15 protein-coding genes are annotated in these 23,408 nt (G+C 59.4%); 8 read left to right on the top strand and 7 right to left on the bottom strand.

What is annotated here, in order from left to right; translation table 11 throughout:
- Positions 1 to 61: 61 nt before the first annotated feature.
- Positions 62 to 535, bottom strand: a complete 474-nt coding sequence (locus AC1D2G_RS11440) for a hypothetical protein (RefSeq protein WP_477301031.1) — start codon at positions 533 to 535, stop codon at positions 62 to 64.
- A gap of 238 nt (positions 536 to 773) precedes the next feature.
- The gene (locus AC1D2G_RS11435) at positions 774 to 1,490 is read right to left on the bottom strand and encodes a class I SAM-dependent methyltransferase (protein ID WP_477414003.1); all 717 of its coding nucleotides are present in this window, start codon (positions 1,488 to 1,490) and stop codon (positions 774 to 776) included.
- A gap of 286 nt (positions 1,491 to 1,776) precedes the next feature.
- Between AC1D2G_RS11435 and AC1D2G_RS11430 the strand changes: the two genes are divergently transcribed.
- Positions 1,777 to 3,714: a sulfotransferase family protein gene (locus AC1D2G_RS11430; protein ID WP_477414001.1), complete on the top strand. Its 1,938-nt coding sequence runs from the start codon at positions 1,777 to 1,779 to the stop codon at positions 3,712 to 3,714.
- 48 nt (positions 3,715 to 3,762) lie between these two features.
- Here the strand turns inward: AC1D2G_RS11430 and AC1D2G_RS11425 are convergent, their stop codons facing one another.
- Genes AC1D2G_RS11425 through AC1D2G_RS11415 form a run of 3 tightly spaced genes read right to left on the bottom strand, consistent with a single transcriptional unit; the run spans position 3,763 to position 8,246 of the window.
- Positions 3,763 to 4,533 carry a glycosyltransferase family 2 protein gene (locus tag AC1D2G_RS11425; RefSeq protein WP_477414000.1) on the bottom strand — a complete coding sequence of 257 codons (771 nt, stop codon included), beginning with the start codon at positions 4,531 to 4,533 and terminating at the stop codon, positions 3,763 to 3,765.
- 51 nt (positions 4,534 to 4,584) lie between these two features.
- Complete coding sequence (locus tag AC1D2G_RS11420) at positions 4,585 to 5,496, bottom strand: UbiA family prenyltransferase (protein WP_477413998.1); 912 nt, start codon at positions 5,494 to 5,496, stop codon at positions 4,585 to 4,587.
- A complete protein-coding gene (locus AC1D2G_RS11415; RefSeq protein ID WP_477413996.1) occupies positions 5,493 to 8,246 on the bottom strand; it encodes a hypothetical protein in 2,754 nt (917 codons plus the stop codon). Before AC1D2G_RS11415 ends, AC1D2G_RS11420 begins: the two co-directional genes overlap by 4 nt.
- 140 nt (positions 8,247 to 8,386) lie before the next feature.
- Between AC1D2G_RS11415 and AC1D2G_RS11410 the strand changes: the two genes are divergently transcribed.
- Positions 8,387 to 9,178 carry a sulfotransferase family protein gene (locus AC1D2G_RS11410; RefSeq protein WP_477413994.1) on the top strand — a complete coding sequence of 264 codons (792 nt, stop codon included), beginning with the start codon at positions 8,387 to 8,389 and terminating at the stop codon, positions 9,176 to 9,178.
- A 16-nt stretch (positions 9,179 to 9,194) separates the two neighbouring features.
- Here AC1D2G_RS11410 and gmd read toward each other — a convergent pair whose 3' ends face one another.
- Positions 9,195 to 10,235, bottom strand: coding sequence for a GDP-mannose 4,6-dehydratase (gene gmd, locus AC1D2G_RS11405; RefSeq protein WP_477413992.1), 1,041 nt, complete (start codon positions 10,233 to 10,235; stop codon positions 9,195 to 9,197).
- 86 nt (positions 10,236 to 10,321) lie between these two features.
- Between gmd and AC1D2G_RS11400 the strand changes: the two genes are divergently transcribed.
- Both AC1D2G_RS11400 and eglC read left to right on the top strand, forming a co-directional pair.
- Positions 10,322 to 12,898, top strand: a complete 2,577-nt coding sequence (locus tag AC1D2G_RS11400) for a glycosyltransferase (RefSeq protein ID WP_477413990.1) — start codon at positions 10,322 to 10,324, stop codon at positions 12,896 to 12,898.
- Positions 12,899 to 13,131: 233 nt separating this feature from the next.
- Positions 13,132 to 14,523, top strand: a complete 1,392-nt coding sequence (gene eglC / locus AC1D2G_RS11395) for an endo-1,3-1,4-beta-glycanase EglC (protein WP_477413988.1) — start codon at positions 13,132 to 13,134, stop codon at positions 14,521 to 14,523.
- A gap of 128 nt (positions 14,524 to 14,651) precedes the next feature.
- Here eglC and AC1D2G_RS11390 read toward each other — a convergent pair whose 3' ends face one another.
- On the bottom strand, positions 14,652 to 16,112 hold the full coding sequence (locus AC1D2G_RS11390; RefSeq protein WP_477413986.1) for a caspase family protein: 1,461 nt from the start codon (positions 16,110 to 16,112) through the stop codon (positions 14,652 to 14,654).
- Between the two features lie 191 nt (positions 16,113 to 16,303).
- Here AC1D2G_RS11390 and AC1D2G_RS11385 point away from each other — a divergent pair, with 191 nt between their 5' ends.
- From AC1D2G_RS11385 to AC1D2G_RS11370, 4 genes are all read left to right on the top strand, one after another.
- Positions 16,304 to 17,029 carry a hypothetical protein gene (locus tag AC1D2G_RS11385; protein WP_477225811.1) on the top strand — a complete coding sequence of 242 codons (726 nt, stop codon included), beginning with the start codon at positions 16,304 to 16,306 and terminating at the stop codon, positions 17,027 to 17,029.
- Positions 17,030 to 17,270: 241 nt separating this feature from the next.
- Positions 17,271 to 20,768 carry an autotransporter gene (locus AC1D2G_RS11380; RefSeq protein ID WP_477413984.1) on the top strand — a complete coding sequence of 1,166 codons (3,498 nt, stop codon included), beginning with the start codon at positions 17,271 to 17,273 and terminating at the stop codon, positions 20,766 to 20,768.
- A 253-nt stretch (positions 20,769 to 21,021) separates the two neighbouring features.
- A complete protein-coding gene (locus AC1D2G_RS11375; RefSeq protein WP_477301017.1) occupies positions 21,022 to 22,131 on the top strand; it encodes an OmpA family protein in 1,110 nt (369 codons plus the stop codon).
- Positions 22,132 to 22,150: 19 nt separating this feature from the next.
- On the top strand, positions 22,151 to 23,395 hold the full coding sequence (locus AC1D2G_RS11370) for a caspase family protein (RefSeq protein WP_477413982.1): 1,245 nt from the start codon (positions 22,151 to 22,153) through the stop codon (positions 23,393 to 23,395).
- The last annotated feature ends 13 nt before the right edge of the window (positions 23,396 to 23,408 follow it).

Raw genomic sequence — 23,408 nt, 5'->3', positions numbered from 1 at the left:
GTATGCCATTTCTGTATGCTGTCGCGGATTGGACGTGCAGGGGACGCCCGAACGCCGGTCGTCAGTCGATGCCGAGTTTGGCACCGATGTCGGCGGCAAGCTGGTCTTCGGTGTAGGTCGCGGTGAGCCGGGATCCATCGAGCTCGGCAAGGACCTGGGCGATGGTTTCGTCGACGGGCGAGAAAAAGCCGTTCTGCTTCGTTGCCAGGACGAAGATCTGGTCTCCGTCCCGGTTGCGGATGTCGCCGATATGATGAAGCTGGCGGCCGGTGTTCTGATCCTTGGAGATCACGCGGCCGTTCATGGTGACACGGATGGACGGGCTCGCTTCGGAGGCGGTCGCCGCGCTGCCGCCGACATGGATGATCAGGCCTTCCGCCTTGGGTTGCTGGCGTGGCTGCCTGGAAGCTGAATAGCCGCCGCCGCTGATCTGGTCGGCAAGGCGAACGATGGTCGAGCGGTTCTGCTCGATCAGCCTTTTGACCTGGACGTCCTCGCGCCGCGGGCCATCCCGCTTGGAGATGATCTCAACCATGAATCCTCCCAGATTCGCTCGGGCTTGGCCGAGGGTACGGCTCACTTCTTCTTCTTTTGAGGTGAGCCTACACCGCCTCGGTGAGGTTCGCCATCGATAACATTTAGCACCAGAGTTCTGGTCGCTGGTAGCAGGTGGCTGCTACACATTTGGAAGCGGACGACAAACGATAGATGACTTCAGGGTCGCCTGTGGGAGGTCAATGCGGCCGCACTGATCGATGTTGGCTGCCGATCCCTCAGGTGGGTACGAGCCCGTAGGCAAGGCCCATCTTCGTCCTTGCCATGGTGGTTGATGACGCGTCCACCAGAAGGCGTTTGCCCCAGCTCTCGTCACGATCGATTTGAAAGCCGACGTCGCGCAACATGGCAAAAAGGCATTCCCTGTTGGGGACCCAGAAATTGGTGATGTCGCCGGCAAGTGTCCCTGCTTCGTAGTACTGCGCAACCGCGACGCCGGGCATCAACTCAGGTTCGAACTGCGTTTCAATAAGCAGGCGGCTCCGGCACAGCTGCGCAACGATGTTCAGCGCGCGCATCATGTCGGGCAGATGGTAAAGAACACCTAGAAACAGCACGATATCGAACTCGCCAATATCAGAACCCGGGATGTCGTACAGGTTCATCTGCCTGTAATCGAATTCCAGACCGGTAAGTTGCTCCATGGCTTCGAATCCATGGCCATTCTTGGCCCGATAATCGACCACCGTTACCTGTGCTCCGCGGCGAGCCATGTTCATCGAAAAAAAGCCGTCCGACGGGCCTATGTCCAACACCTGCAGGCCGGTCATATCTTTAGGCAATCGCAGTTTTTCGAGCAGGAACTGGGGATCGTAGGAGCCCGGCGTGACCACGCCGGGGTACACTTCAAATTTGTGGTGCCAATGCGGCACCTTTGAAACGGTCGCCCGGGCTCTGTCTTGGTCACCGGAGGTCACTGGTGCTCTGGAGTGCATCTCTCTAATCTCCAATCCAAGTCCTGCTTCTATCAGGAGACAAAAATTTGCCCCGAACATCACATGCCGGTTATGTGCGCCAGGCGGCGACTATGCATGCGGGGTCCATCGTTGCCAACAGTTCAACTGATGTCCCCGACCGCAATCGGGAGCGCATGGCGCCGTCCCTCCGCAGGGTTCGATCGCCTTTAGGTGCCGGACGAGTATCCTTGGAACTCTTATGACCAGCAGAACCGCCATAGTTGTCGTCGGGATGCACCGCAGCGGCACGTCCGCGCTGGCGCGCATGCTCAGCCTTCTCGGTGCCTCCCTGCCGCGCAACCTCAATCCAGCGGGACTGGGCAACGAGATCGGCCATTGGGAGCCGGAAGCCGCCGTGCGCCTCAACGACCAGATCCTGGACCTGGCGGAATCGCCCGTAAACGATGTCCAGGGACCGTCGAGCGAATGGCTGCAACGGCCCGCGGCACAAGCCTTCATCGACAGGTTGAAAGATCTGATCGTCGATGAATATGGCGACGATCCGCTCTTCGTGCTGAAGGATCCGCGGATCTCGCTGCTGTTTCCCTTGTGGCGCGCCGCCCTGGCCAAACTGGGAATACGGTGCGTCGCGGTCGTCATCTCGCGCAATCCAATGGAAGTCGCGCTTTCGCTGGCGAAGCGACAGAGCCTTGCAGGTGACTGGCAATCCTGGCCTCTGGAGCGGGGGGGCCTGCTATGGTTGCGGTACAATCTGGCCGCCGAAGAACACACGCGCGACGTCGACAGGGCGTTCTGCGACTATTCGACGTTGCTGGACGACTGGAGGTCGGTCGCGCGCCGTCTCGGCGATGAACTCAAGATCGCGTGGCCAAGATCCATCCCGGATGCCGCTGCCGAGATCGATGGCTTTCTGTCGCGGGAACTGCGGCACCATCAAGAACCCGAGGATCTGGATTGCCGTCAGGGTGTGTGGTCTGCATGGATCGCGCCGATCTGTTCCGAACTGCGTGGCGCTGCCGAAGGCCGCGTGCCTGATCCGGCCGTTTTCGGCGCGGTGAAGCAGTCATTCGACGATGTCTATGCCGGCATTCAGCATCCGCCTGCGCCGCCGCGATCGTCAGGCCGCCTACGCGTCATGCGTCGGGGCGCGGGCCAGCGAAAAATATGCCTTGTCGGCGACCTGTTTTGGAAGCCTGTCCGTGGTGACGGCGCGGCGAGAGCCGCGGTTGACGCCGCCATAGCCGCCGGCATCGACGTTTCCATCGTCGACATCGGCGCGTTCACCGAGGCAGACGAGAATGCCTTCGCGGCCTTTGCCGAAAGCCATTCCTTCGACATCGAATATCTCGACGTAGACGGCCCGCTGGCCCAGCCGCCCTTTCTGGCTTCAACGATCCAGTTGTTGAGACACCTCCGCGCCCAGCATTTCGACGCCATTCTTTTTCAGGACCGGGATGGCCTTGGCCATGCCAGCGCCGTGGCAAAGCAGACGGGACTGACTTTCGACGGTGTGTCCCTGGCCGTTGCGGCCGCGGGAAGCGCCGACTGGATCAGGCGGCAGGAAGGCGAATTTCCATCAAGCCTGGTGACGATTGGCATCGAGCATCTGGAAAAAATCGAACTCGAGCGAAGCACCGCCCAGGCGATCATCGCCGCCAACAGCAATGCCGTGAAGGGCGAGGTCGGTCGATATGTACACAGCTTGCAGGTCGCCCTGGAAGAGCGATCGAAAGATGCCAGGGAGGCAGCGCGTTACGCGAACTCCCTGGAAGACACATTGGCCCAGTTGCGGAAGGCGAACGAGGCCGCGGCCGAATACGCCAAAAGCCTCGAACAGTCCCGGGCCCAGGCCGAGGAGGCCGCCAGCGGCGATGCCCTGAAGGGCGAGGTTGGCCGATATGTGCACAGCTTGCAGGTCGCCCTGGAAGAGCGGTCGAAAAATGCCGAGGAGGCGGCGCATTACGCGAGATCCCTGGAAGCGACGGTGGCTCAGCTGCGGGAGGCGAATGACGCCACGACCGAATACGCCAGAAGCCTTGAACAGTCGCGGGCTCAGACCGAGGAGGCGGCGCGTTACACGAGCTCCTTGGAAGACACAGTGGCCCAGTTGCGGGAGGCGAACAAAGCCGCGACCGAATACGCGAGAAGCCTCGAACAGTCGCGGGCTGAGACCCAGGAATATGCCACGACCCTTGCGGCAGAACTGGAGAAAATCAACTTGGCTGCCGAAAGCGGACGGTGAAGAGCTCAGCATTTGCGGCGCATCTCTTGGTGCGCCGCCGTGGGTGGTTCAAGAGAAAAGCCGGAAGCGGGCGAGATACCAGATTGCCTTGACGCCATCGCGCCATCCGATTTTCTTGCCTTCCTCGTAGGTGCGGCCGAAATAGCTGATGCCGATCTCGTAGATCCGCCAGCGGCCGGCAAGCGCGATCTGGGCGCTGAGCTGAATTTCACAACCAAAGTCGTTGCAGGTCAGACGCAGCCGGCTCATGACGTCTCGCGTGAACATCTTGTAGCAGCACTCGATGTCCGTCAGCGTCTGGTTGTAGAGAAGATTGAACACCAGGGAGATGAAGCGATTGGCCAGATAATGGTGGAAATAGAGCGAGCGATGAGGCCGGCCGTAGAAGCGTGAGCCGTAGACGACATCTGCAACTTTTCGCCTGACGATAAGGTCATACATAACCGTCCAATCCGCAGGATCGTATTCAAGGTCCGCGTCCTGGATGACAATGACGTCGCCCTTGACGGCCGCCAGCCCGGTCTGCAGCGCGGCGCCTTTTCCGCTGTTTCTGTCGTGATGGAACACGCGCACGGTGACCGGGGCAATCTCCGGTTCCTCAGTGAAGACCAGACCTCCGTCGATGTCGACGGTCAGGGACGTGGCACAGCGAGAACCGGTTGGAAAATTGGCCTTGAGCCACTCACGGGTGCCGTCGGAGGAGCCGTCATCCACGATGATGATTTCCTTCGCCACGGCGGGAAGTGCTGTGCTCACCATCGCCAACACGTGCGGCAATGTGACTGCTTCGTTGAAGACCGGTACGATTACGGAAAGCATGGAACCTCGAGGCCGGAAAGTCGCCTGTTGTGTGGAACCCGACACTGCCGGCTAGGATAAAGCGACCATCGCGATCATAACGATGCCAATGGTGGCGAAGAGCGCACGGTAACACCGTTGCAGTCGATAGAGGCTCTCGGACGTCAGGCCGGCCAGCATGGCGCGGCGCGAAGCCCACAGATGTACCGGAATGAATGCGGCGGCAAAGACGAGGGCGAACGGAACCAATCCGAGCACGGCCAGCGCGACCATGAGCGCATATGCCGAGATAAAAAGCACGAGGCCTGCGACAAAACTCCTGGTCTTGCCAAACGCCACGGCGTTCGTCCGTATGCCGTTGAGCAAGTCGACGTCATAGTCGCGCGCCTCATGCGTGAAATGCCCGGCAGTGAATACCAATCCAAAGAAACAACTGACGACGAGACCCTGTGCATCGATCGCGCCAAAAGCCGCATAACCGAGCAGGAAATGCATGCAGCCGCCGACAAAATGCAGGGCCGAGCTGAAAAGCGGCGCACCCTTCAGATGCAGGGTCGGGCTGGAATACAAGGCGCTTAGCCCTGCTACCGTTATTGCAACAACGAGTGCCCTCGTATTTATCAGCCCAAACAGGAGCAGACTGATCGCCAGCAATGAGCCGGCAAGATAGCCGACTTCCCTGCGTGTCAGACCTTTTGCCGCGAATGTTCGGCTGGCTCGGTCCGGGTCTTTGAGATCTCCGTCGATTCCGGACCAGTCGTTGAGGACAAACACATGAGCCATCAGGCACAGGTTGCCGGCTATCAAAATGGCTACGGTCAGCGCATGGCTCGCTGACAGCGCTCCGATCGAAAGGACCGCACCGATGATCGGAGTGGCCTGAAGCGCGGCGACTTCATCGAAACGGATGCAAGAAAGCCAACGGGACAGCTGTGTCGCCCGGGGGCGACTTTGACCGACTGTGTCGCTCGCGATTTGCGTCACTTCTCACCACATTTTTGTTCCGGGCCGCCGGAACCACAAGGAAGCTTTGATAGCATACGTTCGTTCTCGAAATAGAGCCGCAACCACAGCGCATATCCGAAATCTTGCGACCAATAGAATCGTTTCACCGTCGCTGTAAGGTCATTGTGATACAGCAGCGGAGGCGTATGGCTCATCAAGGAAAAGTCATCCGCAGCAATATCGGTCAGCAGGTCGGCCGTGCGTTGGTAGGCAGCATATGAGCCGGCATGGCTGTCCATTTGCCGAAGCTGGTCGGCGGCGCGCAGCCAGATTTCTTGTCCGGGAATGTCGGTCAGCAGTTGCGCCTGTGGGAACTGCGGCAAGCAGCCGGCCTTTTCCAGTTCCGCCAACCGCAGAGAGATCATGAGCGGCGCACCGGCGTAGTAGACCCAGATATCGTCGTCGCCAGCTTTTTTCGAGAGCGCTTCGCACAGCGAACGCGCGGCCGGTTTGTCCACCTGTTCGAGAAACAGGAATATGTGCATCTGGATTCCAACATCCGCCGGATTGGCGTCGCGTCCGGGATCGAGGCATTGGTATTTGTCCCGTGGCGCAAGCCAGGTCTTGTAGAGTCCGTCAGGCCGTCTGAACTGGGTTATCGTGGCAAGCGCGGGTTGCAGCAGTTCGCTTTTTTCGCTCGGCGCGACCCGCCATGCCAGGGCGGTGTCATCGGAATCGGGCGTGATGGCGCAGCCAAGAGTGCCGATCGTCGGCGCATCTGGTCGACCGTGATATCGAACGAGGCCGCTCGGCTCGATCTGAGCGGCCAGGAACTGGCGCGTCCTTGCAAGCATGTCGCTTGCGCCCGCGGTTTCGGCCACGGGGCCGGCGACGTCAAGCATGACGGCGTTGAGATAGGTGTTCATTTCCTGGCGCGGCTGCTCAAATCGCGTCGCGCTCGTAAAGGAGGTCAGCCAATAGCCGCCGGCCTGCTGATGACTTGCGAGCGTTTGCCGGGCGCGCCGCGCCGCACTTGGAAGATCCGTCACATGCTCAAGCGCCTCATTGTCCGGCGCCAGGACGAAGGAGGTCTGCTTCATGAGACGCGGCTCGCCGCCCTCCGTGGCGCGCACCAGCACCGCCAACAGATGCTCACCCGGGCCCACCTGGTCGATTGGAATGGTGACGCGCCAGCCAGCCGGGCTCGCCTGGCCCATCGCCTTCTCGACATCGGTCCTGGCAAAGAATTCCCGCGTTGCGGCGCCCCATTGGCCATCGATCAGAACGGCGACGTCGCTGGGGGAGTGGTTGTTGGTGAGCGCCCATCCGAGGACCTCAAGCTGCCTGCCTGCTTCACCGCCGGTGCCTTGACCGGGGGGCAGGACATTCACCGCATCGATGTTGCCATGCAGATCGACGATCAGGTCGGCCTGGACATGCGGGTGACGGAGTTCGGCGACAAACGCTGCGTTGTGGACGTCCCAGGCAGGTTGCATTCTGCCCGGTCCGTGAGCGGTGACGATGGGCGTGTCGGCGATGCCGGTATACCAGAAGGCGCCGATCGTCTGGATCGAGATCGCCACGAGCGATGCAAGTCCGAATGCCACACGCCCGTTCCGGGACAGGGCCTTCACGACAGGTGGCAGCATCCACATCAGCATGGGCAGCATGTCGGTGACCCATCGGGGGCCCCAAGAGATGCCCTGCCGCCAATCGATCATGGCGTAGAACGACACTTGCACGATCATGGCGCAGCCAATGGCTATCGTCAGCCCTCGTCCTGAGCGCTCAAGTACGACGCGACGACAAAAAATGGGAACGAACAGCAGGAACGGGGAGAAGACGAAGAGCCCTCGGGTCGGACTGACAAGAAGGCCCGCGATGCCGCCCACTATGTCGTGGTTGAAATCGCCGGGCCGAACATGCAGCGCATAAGCCCCCGCGATGTTGCCGACGATCATGAGATTATAGGCCAGGGTCAAAGCGACTGGGACCATGCCCGACAAGACGAAAAGCGGTCTCATCCGGCCAGCCCACCACAGGCCATAAATACCCAGACCTGCCGCCAATATGGCATCGGGCTGGCGGTTGGCCGCGATAAGCCCACAAAGCAGTCCTGCGAGAACGACCCGCAATGTCGTGCCCGGTCCGGTGAGCAAAAGCATGGTGGCCACGACCAGCAGCTGGGCGAGCCCATGCATCCAGAGGGCCTGGCTGCTGATCACCCATGTCGTCGTGCCAAATGCGTAAAGCAGGCTCAGAATGGCGGCCAACCCTTCGTCGGTCCGCCGCCGCAGGAGCAAATAGAGCAAACCGACTGACAACGCCGCCAGCGAAGAAGCACAAAGCTTTTCCATGATCCGGGCGACTTGGTCGAACAGCAGCGGATCGGCACCATGGTGGTCCAGATAAATGACTGCCGGCAGATAGAATGGGGAAAGGATGACGGGAACGGCAATGGGAAATTTCGATACATATCGGTCTCCCCCAACCTTCAGGATCCAATGAGCAGTGCCATCCTTCTCTGGCGTTGCCGGAGGCTTTCGTCCTTGAGCCACCGTGGTTAGAATTGGATTCAAGGTCAGGCTGTGATTCTGCCAGATTGAAAAGGGCAGGTAGCGCGCCGCATAGCTGTCCGCCGCTGTGATCGACCGCATATTGGCATTGTAGACGAACAGGGAGAGGAGCCCAAGCAGCAGCGCCATTGCGACATCGCGAGCGCGAATGCGCCGGAACGCCGGCGTCGAAATTGCCTGGCTATGGACGTGGGCCGTAATTGCCGCGGTCACCAATAATTTTCCCCATCAGACTTTCCATCGAAGCTCATAGTGGCGCGCGCGGTGCTCGACAATGATCGCCATGGCGCGTCAACAGGAACATTAGGAATGTTGAAGCCAAGCCTGGTCGCCGGCGTTCCCGGGAGGCAAGATTGCCAGCGTTGAAGACGCCCACATCGGGGCGGGCAAATCTGATTGGTATCGGCGCGCCGCGCACTGCCACCAGCAGCCTTGCAAGGATGCTCGGCGCCACGCGAGACGTCTTTGTCCCCGAGGAGAAGGAAATCAACGGCTTCGGTATCGACGATGACATCACCGAGGCCCGATACGATACGCACTTCGCTGAGGCGGCGGTCGACCACCGCTATCTCGCCGACATTTCGCCCGTCTATCTCTCAAGCGCGCAGGTGGCGGAGCGCATAAGATCTTACAATCCGCAAGCAAAGATCATAGCGACTCTGAGAGAGCCGGTCAGCCGTGTGATCTCGCAGTACCGGCACATGAAGGGAAAGATCGACGCATCGCTGGGGCCGGAACTAAGCCTGGACATAAATTCGTATATCAGGAATGGCTTGATTGGGTTCGCCAGTCATAGGGCGCAGGATAATTCCTGGTATTCTGCATCCATGAACATCGAACATTCTTTCTACGGCAGGCATCTGCGCCGTTATTATCAATCCTTTCCGCGCAACCAAATACTGGTCTTGATCTATGAGGACCTGATCCGCCCGCACCCGGTCCGCGAGAAGGGAGCATGGGAGCAGCAATTGCAGCAATTCCTCGGCGTCAGGGTGAGCCAGAAGTACTGGGACAATCGCGCGGAAGGGTTCGAAACGGAAATCGCCGACGACGTTGCAGGCGATCTGAAAAAGCTGTTCGCGACCGAAGTTTCCATGGCCAGCGACCTGACCGGTCGCGATCTGGTTGGGCTATGGGGGTACTAGAGCGTCCCCCTGTCTCCTAAAACCCGGAAACGTGGTTCGAGGAGACCCGATGCATATCGACCTCCACCATCTCGGCGACCAGATCCTCCAGTCCAACCGTGGGACTCCAGTCCAGCACTTCTTTCGCAAGAGAAGGGTCGCCGACAAGAAGGTCGACTTCCGATGGTCTGTAGAAAGCCGGATCGACGGATACAACGACGTTCCCGGTGGCTCGGTCGATGGCCATCTCGTTGTGCCCCGTTCCTTGCCAGTCCAGGGAGATGCCGCAGGCGCTCGCGGCCATTTCGACAAAATCACGAACGGTGTGCGTTCTTCCGGTCGCCACCACGAAATCCATCACGGTCGTCGTTTGCAGCATCCTCCACATCGCGTCGACGTAGTCCCTGGCGTGGCCCCAATCTCTTTTCGCCTCCAGATTTCCGACCCGCAGCGGCCCTTCGCCCCTCAATGCGTATTTGGCCATGCCAAGCGTCACTTTTCGAGGGAGAAACTCCACGCCCCTTAAAGGCGACTCGTGATTGAAGAGGATGCCGCTGCAGCAATGCAGCCCGTATGCTTCCCGGTAGTTCACGACAGTCCAATGCGCGAACAGTTTGGCGATGCCGTAGGGACTGCGCGGATAGAAAGCGGTTTTTTCGGACTGCGGAACCTGTTGCACTTTTCCGAACATTTCGGACGTTGAAGCCTGATAGAATTTCGCCGTGGGGACAACGGTCCTGACGCCTTCAAGCAATCTCAATGCACCGATCCCGGTGACCTGAGTTGTGTAGATGGGCTGTGTAAAGGAATCGCCCACAAAGCTTTGAGCCGCGAGATTGTAAATTTCGTCGGGCTTGACCTTCTCCAGCACCGCACGCACGTTTGAATCTTCGGTCAGTTCCATCGACGCGAATTCGATTTCGTCCAGAATCTGCAGGTCTTGCAGGCGCCATGTGCCGATGCCGGACGTACGGCGCATGGAGCCGACCACGCGGTATCCCTTGTCAAGCAGCAGCTTTGACAGGTAGGCGCCATCCTGCCCGGTGATGCCCGTTATCAACGCAGTCTTATTTGCCACAGCCTGTCCCTTGCGATTGTGGATTGCCCTTGACGTGCGCTATGGCAACGTTTTGACGCGAAGGCAAAGGAAGATTCGGGCTAAGCATGAGGAATGCGTTTTTTACGATTTCGTCCTGGAATTATCTCCACTATTCCCGGGCGCTTGCGTCTTCGTTTGCTCGCCACCATCCAGACTTCTCCTGCATACTTGCCATCGCCGACACACGTCGGCAAGACCTGGAAAAGGATGCCTTTCCCGAGTTCGACGCTCATGTCTTCTTCGACGATCTCGATCTGCCCGATCGTCGCGCCTTCAGTTTTCGTTACGACGTCATGGAGCTCAACACGGCGATCAAGCCGACTGTATTCCGGCGGCTTTTCGCCGAGGGTTTTGACCGCGTCATTTACCTGGATCCGGACATCCTTGCCTATCGCCGTTTCGACGAGATCTTGCAGGCGTTCGATGAGGGCGCGACGTCCGTCCTGACGCCGCATGCGCTGGCTCCCAACCTCCATCCCGAAGGCCCAAACGACCTGACCTTCATGCAAGCCGGGATTTACAATCTGGGATTCCTAGCCCTGGCCAGGACGAACGAGACGTCAGCCTTGCTGGAATGGTGGGAGACGCGCCTGCGAAACGAGTGTGTCGCCAATCGCCTGAGCGACGGGATTTTCGTCGACCAGAAGTTCATGGACCTGTGGCCGGCCTATTGCTCGGGCACGCACATCTTGCGCGATCCAGCTTACAACGTGGCGTACTGGAACCTCGATACCCGCACGATCAAAAAGACGAGTGAACGATACGAGGTCAACGGCTCGCCACTCGCCTTCTTCCATTTCAGCGGGATCACTCCCGGCGACCAGAGTGTCCTGTCAAAGCACCAGCAGCGGTGGAAGCCAACGTCGACCAAGGAGTTGGAAAACCTGTTGGCCGATTATCACGACCAGTTGGAGGCCTATGGGGCAAGCAGGTTTTCTGCAGTGCCTTATGGCTTCGGGACGTTTTCCGACGGCACCGATATTCCGAGCCTGGCGCGAATTGTCTATCGCGAAAAACTCGAGCCTTTCGAGGGCGATCCCTTCACCTTGATGCCCGACAATCTCGACCGTCCAGCTGACATCAGGCCCAACCCCGGTGGCGTGGTCACTCAGCTTGCGCACGCATTGTGGACGACGAGGCGCGACCTGCAATCTTACTTCCCCCTCCAAGAGGGGCGATCCCAGATCAACTATGCCGACTGGTATATGTCCGGCGGCGCATCGTCGGCCGGAATCCCTCCCAGGTTCACGAAAACGGTCGCCGAAAGAATGAGCCAACTTGGATCTGCGAAGACCAACCCAAACGCAGTGGCGGACGGTTCCGCCAAACAAGCCTCGATGATCGCGGCGCGTGTCGCGCGTCGTGCCTATCGAACTCTCGTAAGAGCCCAACCTCACATTCGCTGGCTCTACAGAATGGTGCCGCCGGCCAGGCGAAAACAATTTCTCGATGCGATGTTCAGGCGTGCCTGGCCCACGAATTTCGATACGACAACCCAGGCTACGCTTGCGCCTGGTCTATCCCTCATCGGTTACCCTTTTTCAGAGACGGGCGTCGGTGAAGCCATGCGTTCGCTCGCCCGATCGATTGAGAGCGCGGGCATCAATTACGATGTCACGAATTTTGACGAGCAGGTTCTTTCGTCGCACAGGGACAGAGCCCTGACGCACCGCATCGCTGCGCGGCCGTCCAAAATGGTGAACGTTTTCTGCGTAAACGCCGACATGCTGGGGTCAACCATTCAAGGCGTCGGCGTCGGTGTTCTGCACAACAGATACAATATCGTCCGGCCTTTCTGGGAGCTGCCTCTGATCCATCCGCAATGGCTGACCAGCTTGCAGCATGTGGACGAGATTTGGGCTCCGACGGCCTTCGTCCGCGACGCGTTCATAGCTGGTACGGACCGTCCCGTCGTGCACATTCCAGTGGCTATTTCCGTTCCGCCTAACATCGAGGCGAACCGGGAGCGCTTCCAGATTCCAAAAGATTCCACGGCATTCCTGTTTGCGTTCGATTTTTCGTCCTACCCGGACCGAAAGAACCCGGATGCCGTTTTGCAGGCCTATCTTCGCGCGTTCGGACAGGACCGCGATCGGCGGGTTTCCTTGATCATTAAGACAATGGGCAACAGCCCGCACAAACGAGCAATTCTGAATTCAATTCGTGGCCTGGCGCAGACCGACAAGCGGGTTGTCTTGATTGACGAGGTTCTGACTCGAGCCGAAACCTATTGCCTGACAAAGTCGTGCGATGTCTTCATCTCGTTGCATCGCTCGGAAGGTTTTGGATTGGGAATTGCCGAAGCCATGGCCATGGGCAAGGCGGTCATTGCAACGGACTTTTCAGGAAGCAAGGACTTTGTCAGCACGCAGACTGGTTTTCCTATTCCATACCGATTGATCGACGTGGAGCCCGATCAATACCCGTATTTCATCGAAGGGCAGAAATGGGCCGATCCCGACATAGACGAAGCTGCTCGGGTGATGGCGCAACTTGCGGACAATATTGAGGCCGTCACCGCGGTCGGCGGGCGTGCCCGGACCTACATGGCTCAAGTGCACAGCCCGGAGGCGGTCGGCAAGGTGATCGCAAATCGCCTTCAAGACGTCCAAGGATATAGGAATTCCATCCTGAATACCTAGAGCAGGCGAGGGCGCCGTACCGAGGCGCGTGGGGTGAGCCACGGACGGCCGCAACGCGATCCAGCGGGCAGGGCTTTTGTGGGTTTGAGATGGTGATCGGGCGTTTGTGGAACAGCAGCCAGCTGGCGTTAAGCTTTCGGTAACCCTCCTAAGTCGAAGACCAAAAAAGACATTGGCTTCTCGTCCCCTCCATAGATGCTGGGGCTGGCATCGAGTCGAGGAGCAAGACCACAATGACCACCGTCCTGAACGCCTATGGCGTTCCACTCGCCTACAGCGGATCCTCGACAAAATGGTACTCGGCCACGAATTCCGGCCCGGCGCTTTATGGCAGCATCTACAACGACTCGCTCTATGGCGACGGCAACGTCAGCGTCACGATGTATGGCGGCAAGGGCGATGATATCTACTATCTGTATTCCACGAAGAACAAGGCGGTCGAGCTGGCCAACGAGGGCGTCGACACCATCTCGACCTGGATGAATTACAGGCTCCCGGCGCATTTCGAAAACCTGACTGTCACGGGCGACAAGCAATATGCTTTCGGAAACGAGCTGAACAACATCATCACCGGCGGTTCCGGCCAACAGACGCTCGACGGTTTGAAGGGCGACGACGTTCTCAAGGGCGGCTCCGGGGCGGACATTTTCATCGTCGCCCCCGGCAACGGCAGTGACCTGATCCTGGACTTCAGCGCCGACGATACGGTGCGCGTCGGGAGCTACGGCTTCACCTCCTTCGACCAGGTGCACGCCAATATGGTCCAGTCGGGAGCGAACGTCCGACTTGATCTATCCGGCAACGAGTTTCTCGTCTTCGCCAACAAGACGATCGACCAGTTCGCCGCAAGCCAGTTCGACCTGGCCTTGGACAAGTCGCATCTGCAACTCACCTTCGCGGACGAGTTCAACACACTGAACCTGCGGAATGGTTCGAGCGGCACCTGGAACACCAACTTCTGGTGGGGAGGCGCCAACGGCAGCTCGCTCACCGGCAACGGCGAGCTTCAATGGTATATCGATGCCAACTATGCCCCGACGAGTTCCGTCAAGCCGTTCAGTATCGAGAACGGCGTGCTCACGATTACCGCCGCCAAGGCCCCTGATGCAATCAAGCCCTACATAAACAACTACCAATACACGTCAGGTTTGCTGACGACGCACGACTCCTTCGCGCAGACCTACGGCTATTTCGAAATTCGGGCCGACATGCCCGAAAAACAGGGCGCATGGCCGGCCTTCTGGCTTCTGCCGGCGGACGGCTCGTGGCCACCGGAGCTGGACGCCATAGAGATGACCGGTCAGGATCCAAACAAGCTCCTTTTGACAAGCCACACGAACGAGACGGGAACGCATACAACAGTATCCTCCACGCCCTATGTCGCGGATACCGGAGGGTTCCACAAATACGGTGTGCTGTGGACGGAAAACGAACTCGTCTGGTATTTCGACAACGTCGAAGTCGCGCATGCCGCAACGCCTGCCGACATGCACGAGCCGATGTATATGCTGGTCGATCTCGCGGTTGGCGGCATCGCGGGAACGCCCGCCGACGGGCTTGCGACACCTGCGGAGATGCAGATCGACTACATCCATGCCTACTCGTTACACGATTGGATTGTCTAGGCGGGGTCGTTCGGGCACGGATTTGCACAGCGAAGTGGCGGCCGGACTCGGTGATGTCAGCGCAAATCACGGCACCATAAGCATGCAATCAAGGGGCGGCAACGAGGCGGGCCTGACCGCCAATATCCCTAGAACACGCCACCAATGCCTATGCCCGCACCAATGTCCGGCGGGGGCGCTGCGGGGCGTTGCGGTGCGGCCTGCGAGCGCTTCGCGGCCTTGCGGCCGGAGCTGGTTTGCGAGGGGTCGGCTTCCGACGCAACTTTAGCCGGCTTGGCCTTTACGATGACCGGCTGCTTGCAGATTCTGCCGGAGCGCAGAAAGAGATCGCCGAGCAATCCGACGGTCGGCTCCGTCGTCGACGCAACCTGTTTGGTGTTTTTGTAATAGTCGGTGAGGGCGCGGATCGAGCCCGTGCCCCAATCGCCGTCAACCTGCATCCGGTAGCAACCCAGGCGACGAAGTTCCGTCTGGATGCTGCGCGCAAGATCGCCCGCCTTGTCCTTTTCCGCTTCGCCCGGCGATGCGCCGACAATGAGGGTTTCGAGGCCGGAGACGACGTTTTGGCGAGCGTCCTCAACGCTTTCAGTTGGCGACAGATTGGCGACCTGAGTGCCAACCGGCTCGGGTACCCCGGCTGACGGTGCCGGAATCTCGACCGACCGCAACGTCTGCCCGACGACAAGTACGGCAGTTTGCAGGTCGCTGGAGGCAAGCTCGACCTGCAATCTCTTCTTGGCGATGGGGTCGGCCAGAATTCGCGAAAGGCTTGCGCTCAACTGTGCCGGATCGAGCGCCTGCTGCTCCGTGAAATAGAACTGCTCGCGCAGGTTCGATTGATCCCACGGCACTTGACGGCCAACCGTCAATGCTTCGGTTTCGTTGCGGACGCGGATCATCATGTCGGAGACGCTCAGCCCGGGGATTTCGAGATTCTTCAGCAACGCAACGGTGAACGGGCTGTTCTCGCCGCCGCCATCGGCCGTGACATTGCCGGGCTGCGTGGCAAAGGCAACGAACGTGTTTTCACCGACGTCGACTTGCGCCAGACCATTGCCCGCGCCGGCGCCGGGACCGAGCGGATTGTTGCGGCACGCGTCCAGGAATATGAATGTCTGGCGGTCCCGGCGCGCGAACCGGGCGATGACGTCATTCAGCTTGATGGCGCTGGCCACCAGTTTTTCGAGGCTTTCGGGGTCGGGCGTATCGACCGGGAGCAGGTAGTTTTCACCATTCAACTGCACGCCATGGCCGGCATAGAAAATCAAGACTGCACTGGCGGTCGGCAACTTTGCATCGGCGTCTCGAAGAAGTTTGGTGAAACCCTCGGTCGAAAGATCGGTTCCCGTCAGGACTTCGAAATTCAGCCGCTTCAGGCTCTCCGAAAGTCGTGTGGCATCGTTTGCCGCATTGGGGAGATGCTCGAGCCGGGTGCTTTGATAGTTTGAATTGCCGATGACGATCGCCAGCCGGTTACGGGGCTGCGGCGTCGGGTTCTGCTCGACCGCGGCGCGAGCGCCAGCTGAGCCAAAAAGCACGAGAAGCAGAAGCAGCGGGATGCGAAGCAGGAGTTTGTGGCAATGGGTCATATCAGTATGCCCGTTCCGGTCTGCGTCAATCCTGGTCTTGCAACCTTCGAAGCGCACCCCACGCAAATACAGTCATGCCTGAGCGTATGGACCCCGTGCCGCCAAAGGCCTGCAAAAATTTATACCAAGAATCATGTCAAAGATAGGGAAAACGGGTTTCTATGCTCAGTCACGGGACTGTGGAGGACACGATGCCGATCAAGATCAACCTTGCGCTGCCGGTTTATGGAGCAGCCTACAAAAGCGTGTTCGTTCGCAGCCTCTTCGCGGCCCTGACCCACAAGAGCCTGTCCAGCTACGCCTTCTCGCTGTCGGAAATCGAGTACACGGATATCCCGTTTTCCCGGAACTACCTGCTGACGAATTTCTACTACAACAAGCCGGATTGCAGCCACATCCTGATGATCGACAGCGACATGGGCTTTGCGCCTGAACTCATCGCGGCGATGCTGGCGCTGGACAAGCCGGTGGTCGGCACTTTGTATCCCCGGCGCCTGGTCGATCTTCGCAAGCTCCACTCGCTGTCGAAACTGCCCTTCGACAAGGCCTTCGCGCGGAGTCTGGAGTTCCTCGGAACCATCATCGAACCGCGCGAAGAGATGGGCGGCTTTGTCAGGGTATCGCTATGTGGCACGGGCATCTTCTTGGTTTCCCGCGACTGTGTGACGACGATAATTGAGAAACTGCCCGAAACGGTGAACCGGTCGCGCTACAGAAACAACAAATACACCGCACAGTTCGAGAGCTTTCTGACGCCTTTTTCAAAGATCGTGACGCCGGACGTGGATTTGCCCACCGATTTTTCTTTCTGTCACCGCTGGGCGCAGCAATGTGGCGGCGAAATATGGGCAAGCTACAATCGCAAGGTTGCTCATGCGGGAGACCTGACCGTTTCCGCGGCCTATTCTGATCTCTAAGATGTGCCCTTTGAACTGTGAACATGGGTGTAAACAGCTCGCTTCGAGCTTTTCTATAGTGACCTTCTCGCCACAGATGGCCTTATAGTGGTCCGAGGGAGAACGTCTAACCATTGCCGCAGAGCAGCCCGCCACGTACACTCAAGGTCAAGCAAGTCGACGAGCCCCATCAGATGGGTCGGGGACCTATCTTAATTGCCTTAATTTGTGACGGTATCGATTTCTCGTAAGGTGGAGTCGAATGAGAGTGCCGCGCGAGGCCTATCAGTTGGCAGGTGTTTCGCTGCTCGCGTTGGCGGCCGCATCCACTTTCCAAATATCCGGCGCGGCAGCCTGCTCCGCTGCCGCGAGCGGCACCGCGACAACGGTTGGCTCAGGCATCTCGGCCGTGACGACGTTCGAAACGACGTCGGTCACGGTCAAGTGCACAACAACGGGAAATGTCCAGGACATCAACGGCGCATTCGCGACAGGGTTCAAGGGTTACCAAGGGCAAGACAACAGCTCGTCGACTGTCATCGTCAACAATTATGACGGCAATGGCGACGACATTGTAAGCATCGTTGGCGGCATCCTGGACAACATTACGGCTACGCCCAACGTAAGTGGCCTGCCGCCGATAACGTCGGAGGTTACGACCACCTTGGAGCCGGGAGCGGGGACCGTCCAACTCCTTGGCGGCAACGACCAGTTTGAGATGTCATATGGGGATTTCGACGGCGAGCCATTCGGCCCCAACGTCATGGCCAATCTCAATACCGGGGCGGGCGATGACAAGGTCGTCATCCAGGCCGGCAGCATTCAGGACGTCGACCTTGGCGAAGGCAATAATTCGCTGGAGATGACCGGCGGTCAAATCAACGGTTCAGTCTTCGGCGGAGACGGCATCGACACCATCACCATTGGCAGCGATACAAGCGTCGTCGATGGCGCCGGCGGCGTTGTCACCGGGTCTGTTTTCACCAATGGCGGCGCCGATATCGTCACCATCAAGAACGGCGCCATAGTTTACGGCGACTCGGAAGGAGGAGGTTCTATCGGGCTTGGCGACGGCGACGACCATTTCACCATGACCGGTGGCATCCTCGAAGGTAGTCTGAGCGGCGACGGTGGCAACGACACGCTGGCAATCAGCGGTGGCGCGATCCACAGCTACGTGACCGGAAACGCAGGCGACGACCAGATCACGATCAACGGCAATGCCGCGATCGATCTCTACGTTGATGGAGATATCGGAAACGACACGATAACGATCGGCGGCAGAGCCACCATCGGCGGCAGCATATTCGGCAACGAAGGCAACGACACCGTCAACATCAACGGCGGCACCATCGGGACGACCGCGGCTCCGGGCATCGTCGACCTCGGCGACGGCGCCGATATTTTCAACATGACCGCGGGCCGTGTGACCGGTTCGGTTTTCGGCGACGGCGGCGGCGACACCTATGACGTGAGCGGCGGTAGGATTGACGGTTCGATTTTCGCCGGCAGCCAGAACGACAACGTCACGATCTCGGGCAACGCCAGTATCGGGATCGATCTTGGTGAGGGTGGGGACGGCGTCGATTCTGTCGGCCTGGAAGATGGCAACGACAGCTTCCTGATGACCGGCGGCACGCTCGGCGGCGCCGTGAGCGGCGGCGCGGGCGATGATACGATCGATCTGCGCGGCGGCACGATAAACAGTTTTATCGAAGGCAATGATGGCAACGACCGGATTTTTGTATCCGGTGGCGTAGTAACCGGTGAAATCATCGGTGATCTCGGCAACGATACAATCACCATCAGCGGCGGAACGATCGCTGGGTCGGTTTCCGGCAATGACGGCGATGACCACATCAGCATCTCGGGCGGCACCATCGCCAGTTCGGTCAACGGCGGCACCGGCAACGATACGATAACCGTCAGCGGCGGCGCCATCACTGGGAACGTAACTGGCGACGACGGCGATGATACCGTAGCCGTCTCCGGCGGAACCATCCACGGCAGTGTCAGCGGCGGTGCCGGATTCGACCAGGTTTCAGTTTCGGGCGGCACCATCGAGGGTGGCATCGACGCAGACCACGTCCATCTCTCCGGCGGCACGATTGGCGGCAGCATCACCGGAATCGGCGCCAACACGCTGATCATCGATAATGTGGGCACGGTCGATCCGCTCAACCTTGCCGACGGGGTCCTGTTCAGCGGCACGGGCGCCAACGGCACCGTCACCGGCACCGACCTCGCTGCCGGCGGCAAGAGCCAGAACTTCACCGGCTTCGACAATTTCTCGGCCAACGCCTCAACGCTCCGCTTCAGCGGCGGCACGCAAGGCATCAACCAGCTCAATCTTGGCAACGGCTCGACGCTGTTCATCAACGGCAACGTCAATATGCCAGGTTCGATCATCGCGACGAATTCGCTGATCAACATGACGGACGGTGCAGCCAACGACGTGTTGACGCTCGGCGGCCTCACCCTCAACGGCGCCAGCATCAGTCTCGACATCAACCAGCAGACGTTGCAGTCGGATCAACTCGTTGCCAGCGCGTTTTCGGCGACCGGCGCCAACACCATCATCGTCAATCTGCTGGGCACGCCGCAATTCGCCCAGGCAACCGATATCCCGCTCATCGTCTCGACCGGCGCGCCGATTGCCGGAACCTTCAGCGTCGTGGGCATTCCCGGCACGCCGGGTTCGCTTTTCACCTATGAGGTCGTAACTGGCCCGAATGGCGGCTTGTTCCTGCGTGCCACGCCGGCCAATTTCGGTATTGCCGCGGCGCCCACCAGCGCCACCAACGCCGGCGCGGTCACGGTGGCAATCGACGCCCTCTACGGCATAAACCGTGATGCGCTCGATGCTGACCTCAACCTCTCGCCCGCAACCGGGGGGGCAATGGTGCCGGTTTCGTCCAGCTTCGGCGTCTTCGCCTCCGGCCAGTTCGCCCATACCGAGCATGACGGCTACGACATCAGTGGCGGCGGTTTGAATGGCCCCGGCCCGAGCTTCGATGCCAATGATTTTTCGGCCGCCATCAGCCTGGATTTCAATGCCGCCAAACACTTCCAGTTCGACAATGAGTATGGCCTGAACCTCGGCGTTTTCGCCGGTTATGCCTCGACCGATGTCAACCTCGGCGGGTTCCGGGGATTTGACGCCATCGGAGAAGGCACCAACAAGGCCGGCATGTTCGGCGGCTACGCGCTGTTTCGCAAGAACTACGACTACGCGCTGGTCTCCGCCTCCGGCTTCATCGGCGGAAGCGATGTGACGAGCGGCGTGCTCGGCACCACCGGCAGCTATGACACCGAGGGCTATGCGGTTACGGCATCGGTCGGCCACATCTTCAAGCTGGGCGAGCGTACCCGTTTCGATCTGCGCGGCGGCCTGCTTGGCGTTTCGTTCCGTGGCGATCCCTACACCGACAGCGGCGGCAACGAGTTCGGCAAGAGCCGGCTTTCTTTTGGCGCGATCAAGTTCGAGCCCGGCATCTATGGCGATTACACGCTAAGCAACGGCATGGTGATCAGCCCGTATGCGCGGGGCGAATTGCAGCAGCGTTTCGGCTACAAGAACACGACCGAAATCGACACCAGGGAGATCGACTTCGACGATGCCGATTTTTCCGCCGCGCTGTCGACCGGCTTCAACCTGAAGGTGTCGGAGTTGACCACCGTCAACGGGGAAGTCCGTGGCAAGGCGTCGTCCGACAGTTCCACCGTCGGCGCCAAACTCGGAGTGAAAATCGCCTTCTAGCTAATGCATGTCGCCCAAAAGTGGCTCCGTTTTGGGAGAACGACATGCGTAGACAGACCTAAGAGCGTCGTCTGAATCATTCAGACGTGACGCGCTTTAGTGTGGCGGATCCGAAATTCGTGTCATCTGGAAATGGCGCACCGCGCAATCAGCAGATGCTCGCCAAGCGAGAGCAAGTGTTCTATGCTCTCCATCGACACCGCATGGTCGTGATGTCGATACGGAAGTCTGTTGTCATAGGCAGGGGGGTTCCATGTTCGAAGTCGTCGGATTCTGGTGGAAGTCACGGTCAAGAAGCTGGCTCGCCATAGAGACACTTGGCTTGATCGTTGCGCTTTCCGTGTTGCTTTTGCCCGGGCTGGGAAGCGCGAACGCTCAGCCGAACTGGACGCTCGATCCGACCGCTTCGGTACTCACCTATCAGTCGGTGAAGAAGAACACGATCGTCGAAACCAACAAGATCAGGAATATTTCCGGCAGCCTCAGTTCGGCGGGCGATGCCAAGGTCTCCTTCGACCTCAATTCGGTCGATACGGGGGTCGACCTTCGCAATGTCCGCATGCGGTTCCTTTTCTTCGAGACATTCAAATTTCCCACCGCTGAATTGACCGCGAAGGTGGATCCCGCGGCATTTGCCGACCTGGCGACCAAGCGGCGCGTGAAGGCCGTTCTTCCATTCCGTCTCAACCTTCACGGGGTCGACAAGGATCTCTCGGCCAACATCGTGGTGACCATGATCAGCGACAACATGGTGTCGGTGGCGTCGGAGGCTCCTGTTGCCGTGCATGTGGAAGATTTCGGGCTGCTGCCGAACGTCGACAAACTCCAGCAGGCGGCCAATGTGACCAATATTGTTCCGACGGCTTCGGTGTCGTTCGATTTCGTGTTTACCGCTGACGGCAGCAAACCTGCCACTGTGCAAACCGTCGTGGCGAGTGCTGCCGACGTCGGCCCTGTCGCCACCGATGCGGCGAAGACCAACTTCAGCGACGAGGAGTGCCTCAACAGGTTCGCCGTGCTGTCGCGCACCGGAGCGATCTACTTTCGAACGGCGAGCGCACGGCTCGACAGCCAAAGCCGCCCGCTGCTCGCGGAGGTCGTTGGTGTCGTTGGCAAATGCCCGGGCCTGAAGGTCGAGGTTTCCGGACACACCGATTCCGATGGGTCGCCTGTCGAGAACAAGCTCTTGTCGGAGCGCAGGGCTCAGGCGGTTGCCGACGCCATTGTCGCCGCGGGCATTCCACGCACGCAGATCACGGCGACCGGCTACGGCGAGGATCATCCGGTTGCCGCCAACGACACGCCGAAGAACAAGGCGCTCAATCGGCGGATCGAGTTTTCCGCCACCAAGCTCGTCAACTGAGGAAGGATCTGTTGTCCCGGTGAGTTTCGATCTGATTGCCCGTTGCGGTGGCCTTATGCGCGGCATCGGGCTTGTCGCGCTGGCACTGCTTTTGACGTTGTCGGCTGCCAGTGCCGAACGCCGTGTTGCGCTGGTCCTTGGCAATTCCCAGTATCAGCATGCCCCGGCGCTGACCAATCCGGTACGCGACGCGCAGGCCATGGCCGAACGCCTGAAGAGCCTGGACTTCGAAGTCGTTTCCGGCTTCGACCTGACCAAATTGCAGACCCAGACGACGATTGCACAGTTCGCAAAGCAGGTTCGCGGCGCCGACATCGCGCTTTTCTTCTATGCCGGGCACGGGTTGCAGGTTTCAGGCAGCAACTATCTTCTTCCGGTCGATGCAGCGCTTGAGGACGAGACCTCGCTCGACTTCGAGGCGGTGCCGGTGGATTTCGTTCTGCGGCAGATGTCGCGCGAGACCAGCATAAGGTTGATCTTCCTCGATGCCTGTCGTGACAACCCGCTTGCCGAGGTGTTGGCAAAGACCGCCGGCGTCAAGGGAGCAAAAAGCGGCCTTGCTGAAATCCCGATCGAGAACGGTGGCGCCGGCACGCTTGTCGCGTTCGCCACCAGTCCTAGCCAGGTCGCCTATGACGGATCGGGCGAACATTCGCCGTTCGCTTCGGCGCTGCTCGCGCATATGGGCGAAGCCAATGTTTCCATCACCGAAGCGATGAACCGTGTTACAGCCGATGTCTTCCAGGCAACCGCCGGCAAGCAGCGTCCCTGGATCAATGTCTCGCTGACAACCGAGGTCGTCCTGCACAAGATCGATCTCAACGCGCCGCTGATCGTCGGCGAGGCGACCGCTCCGCAACCGGAAGGCGGCTCGGAGGTGCGCAACGCCACGGCAAATCCGTCGGGCTCCGGTGACGACGCCCAGCTGGCACTCAACGTGCTGCGTCAGAAAATCCCGAAGCTTGCCTCGGACGACCCCATCTTTTTCAACCACCCTATCGATTTCGGTGATCCGGAAATCGACGGCAAAAGCATTGCCGAGCTCATCAAGAGCAAGCCGCGCTTCAGCCCGGTGGAGGGATTGGACAAATCGGTATGGGAGGGCAAGCACTGTGACGGCTGCCACCAATGGAACGAGGAGCGGCTGTGCGAACAGGCGAAGAATTTCGCCGCCAACGACGTGTCTGTCTTGCGCCTGCAACACCCGCTTGGAACGCGCTTCAAGGTGGCGCTGGCCAAATGGGCTCAAGGTGGCTGCAAGTAATGCAAGGATGGTG

The sequence above is a fragment of the Mesorhizobium sp. P2_C7 genome (genome assembly GCF_056404515.1).
Note: the sequence above shows the minus strand (reverse complement) of the source record. Positions and strands in the feature narration are given on the sequence as shown.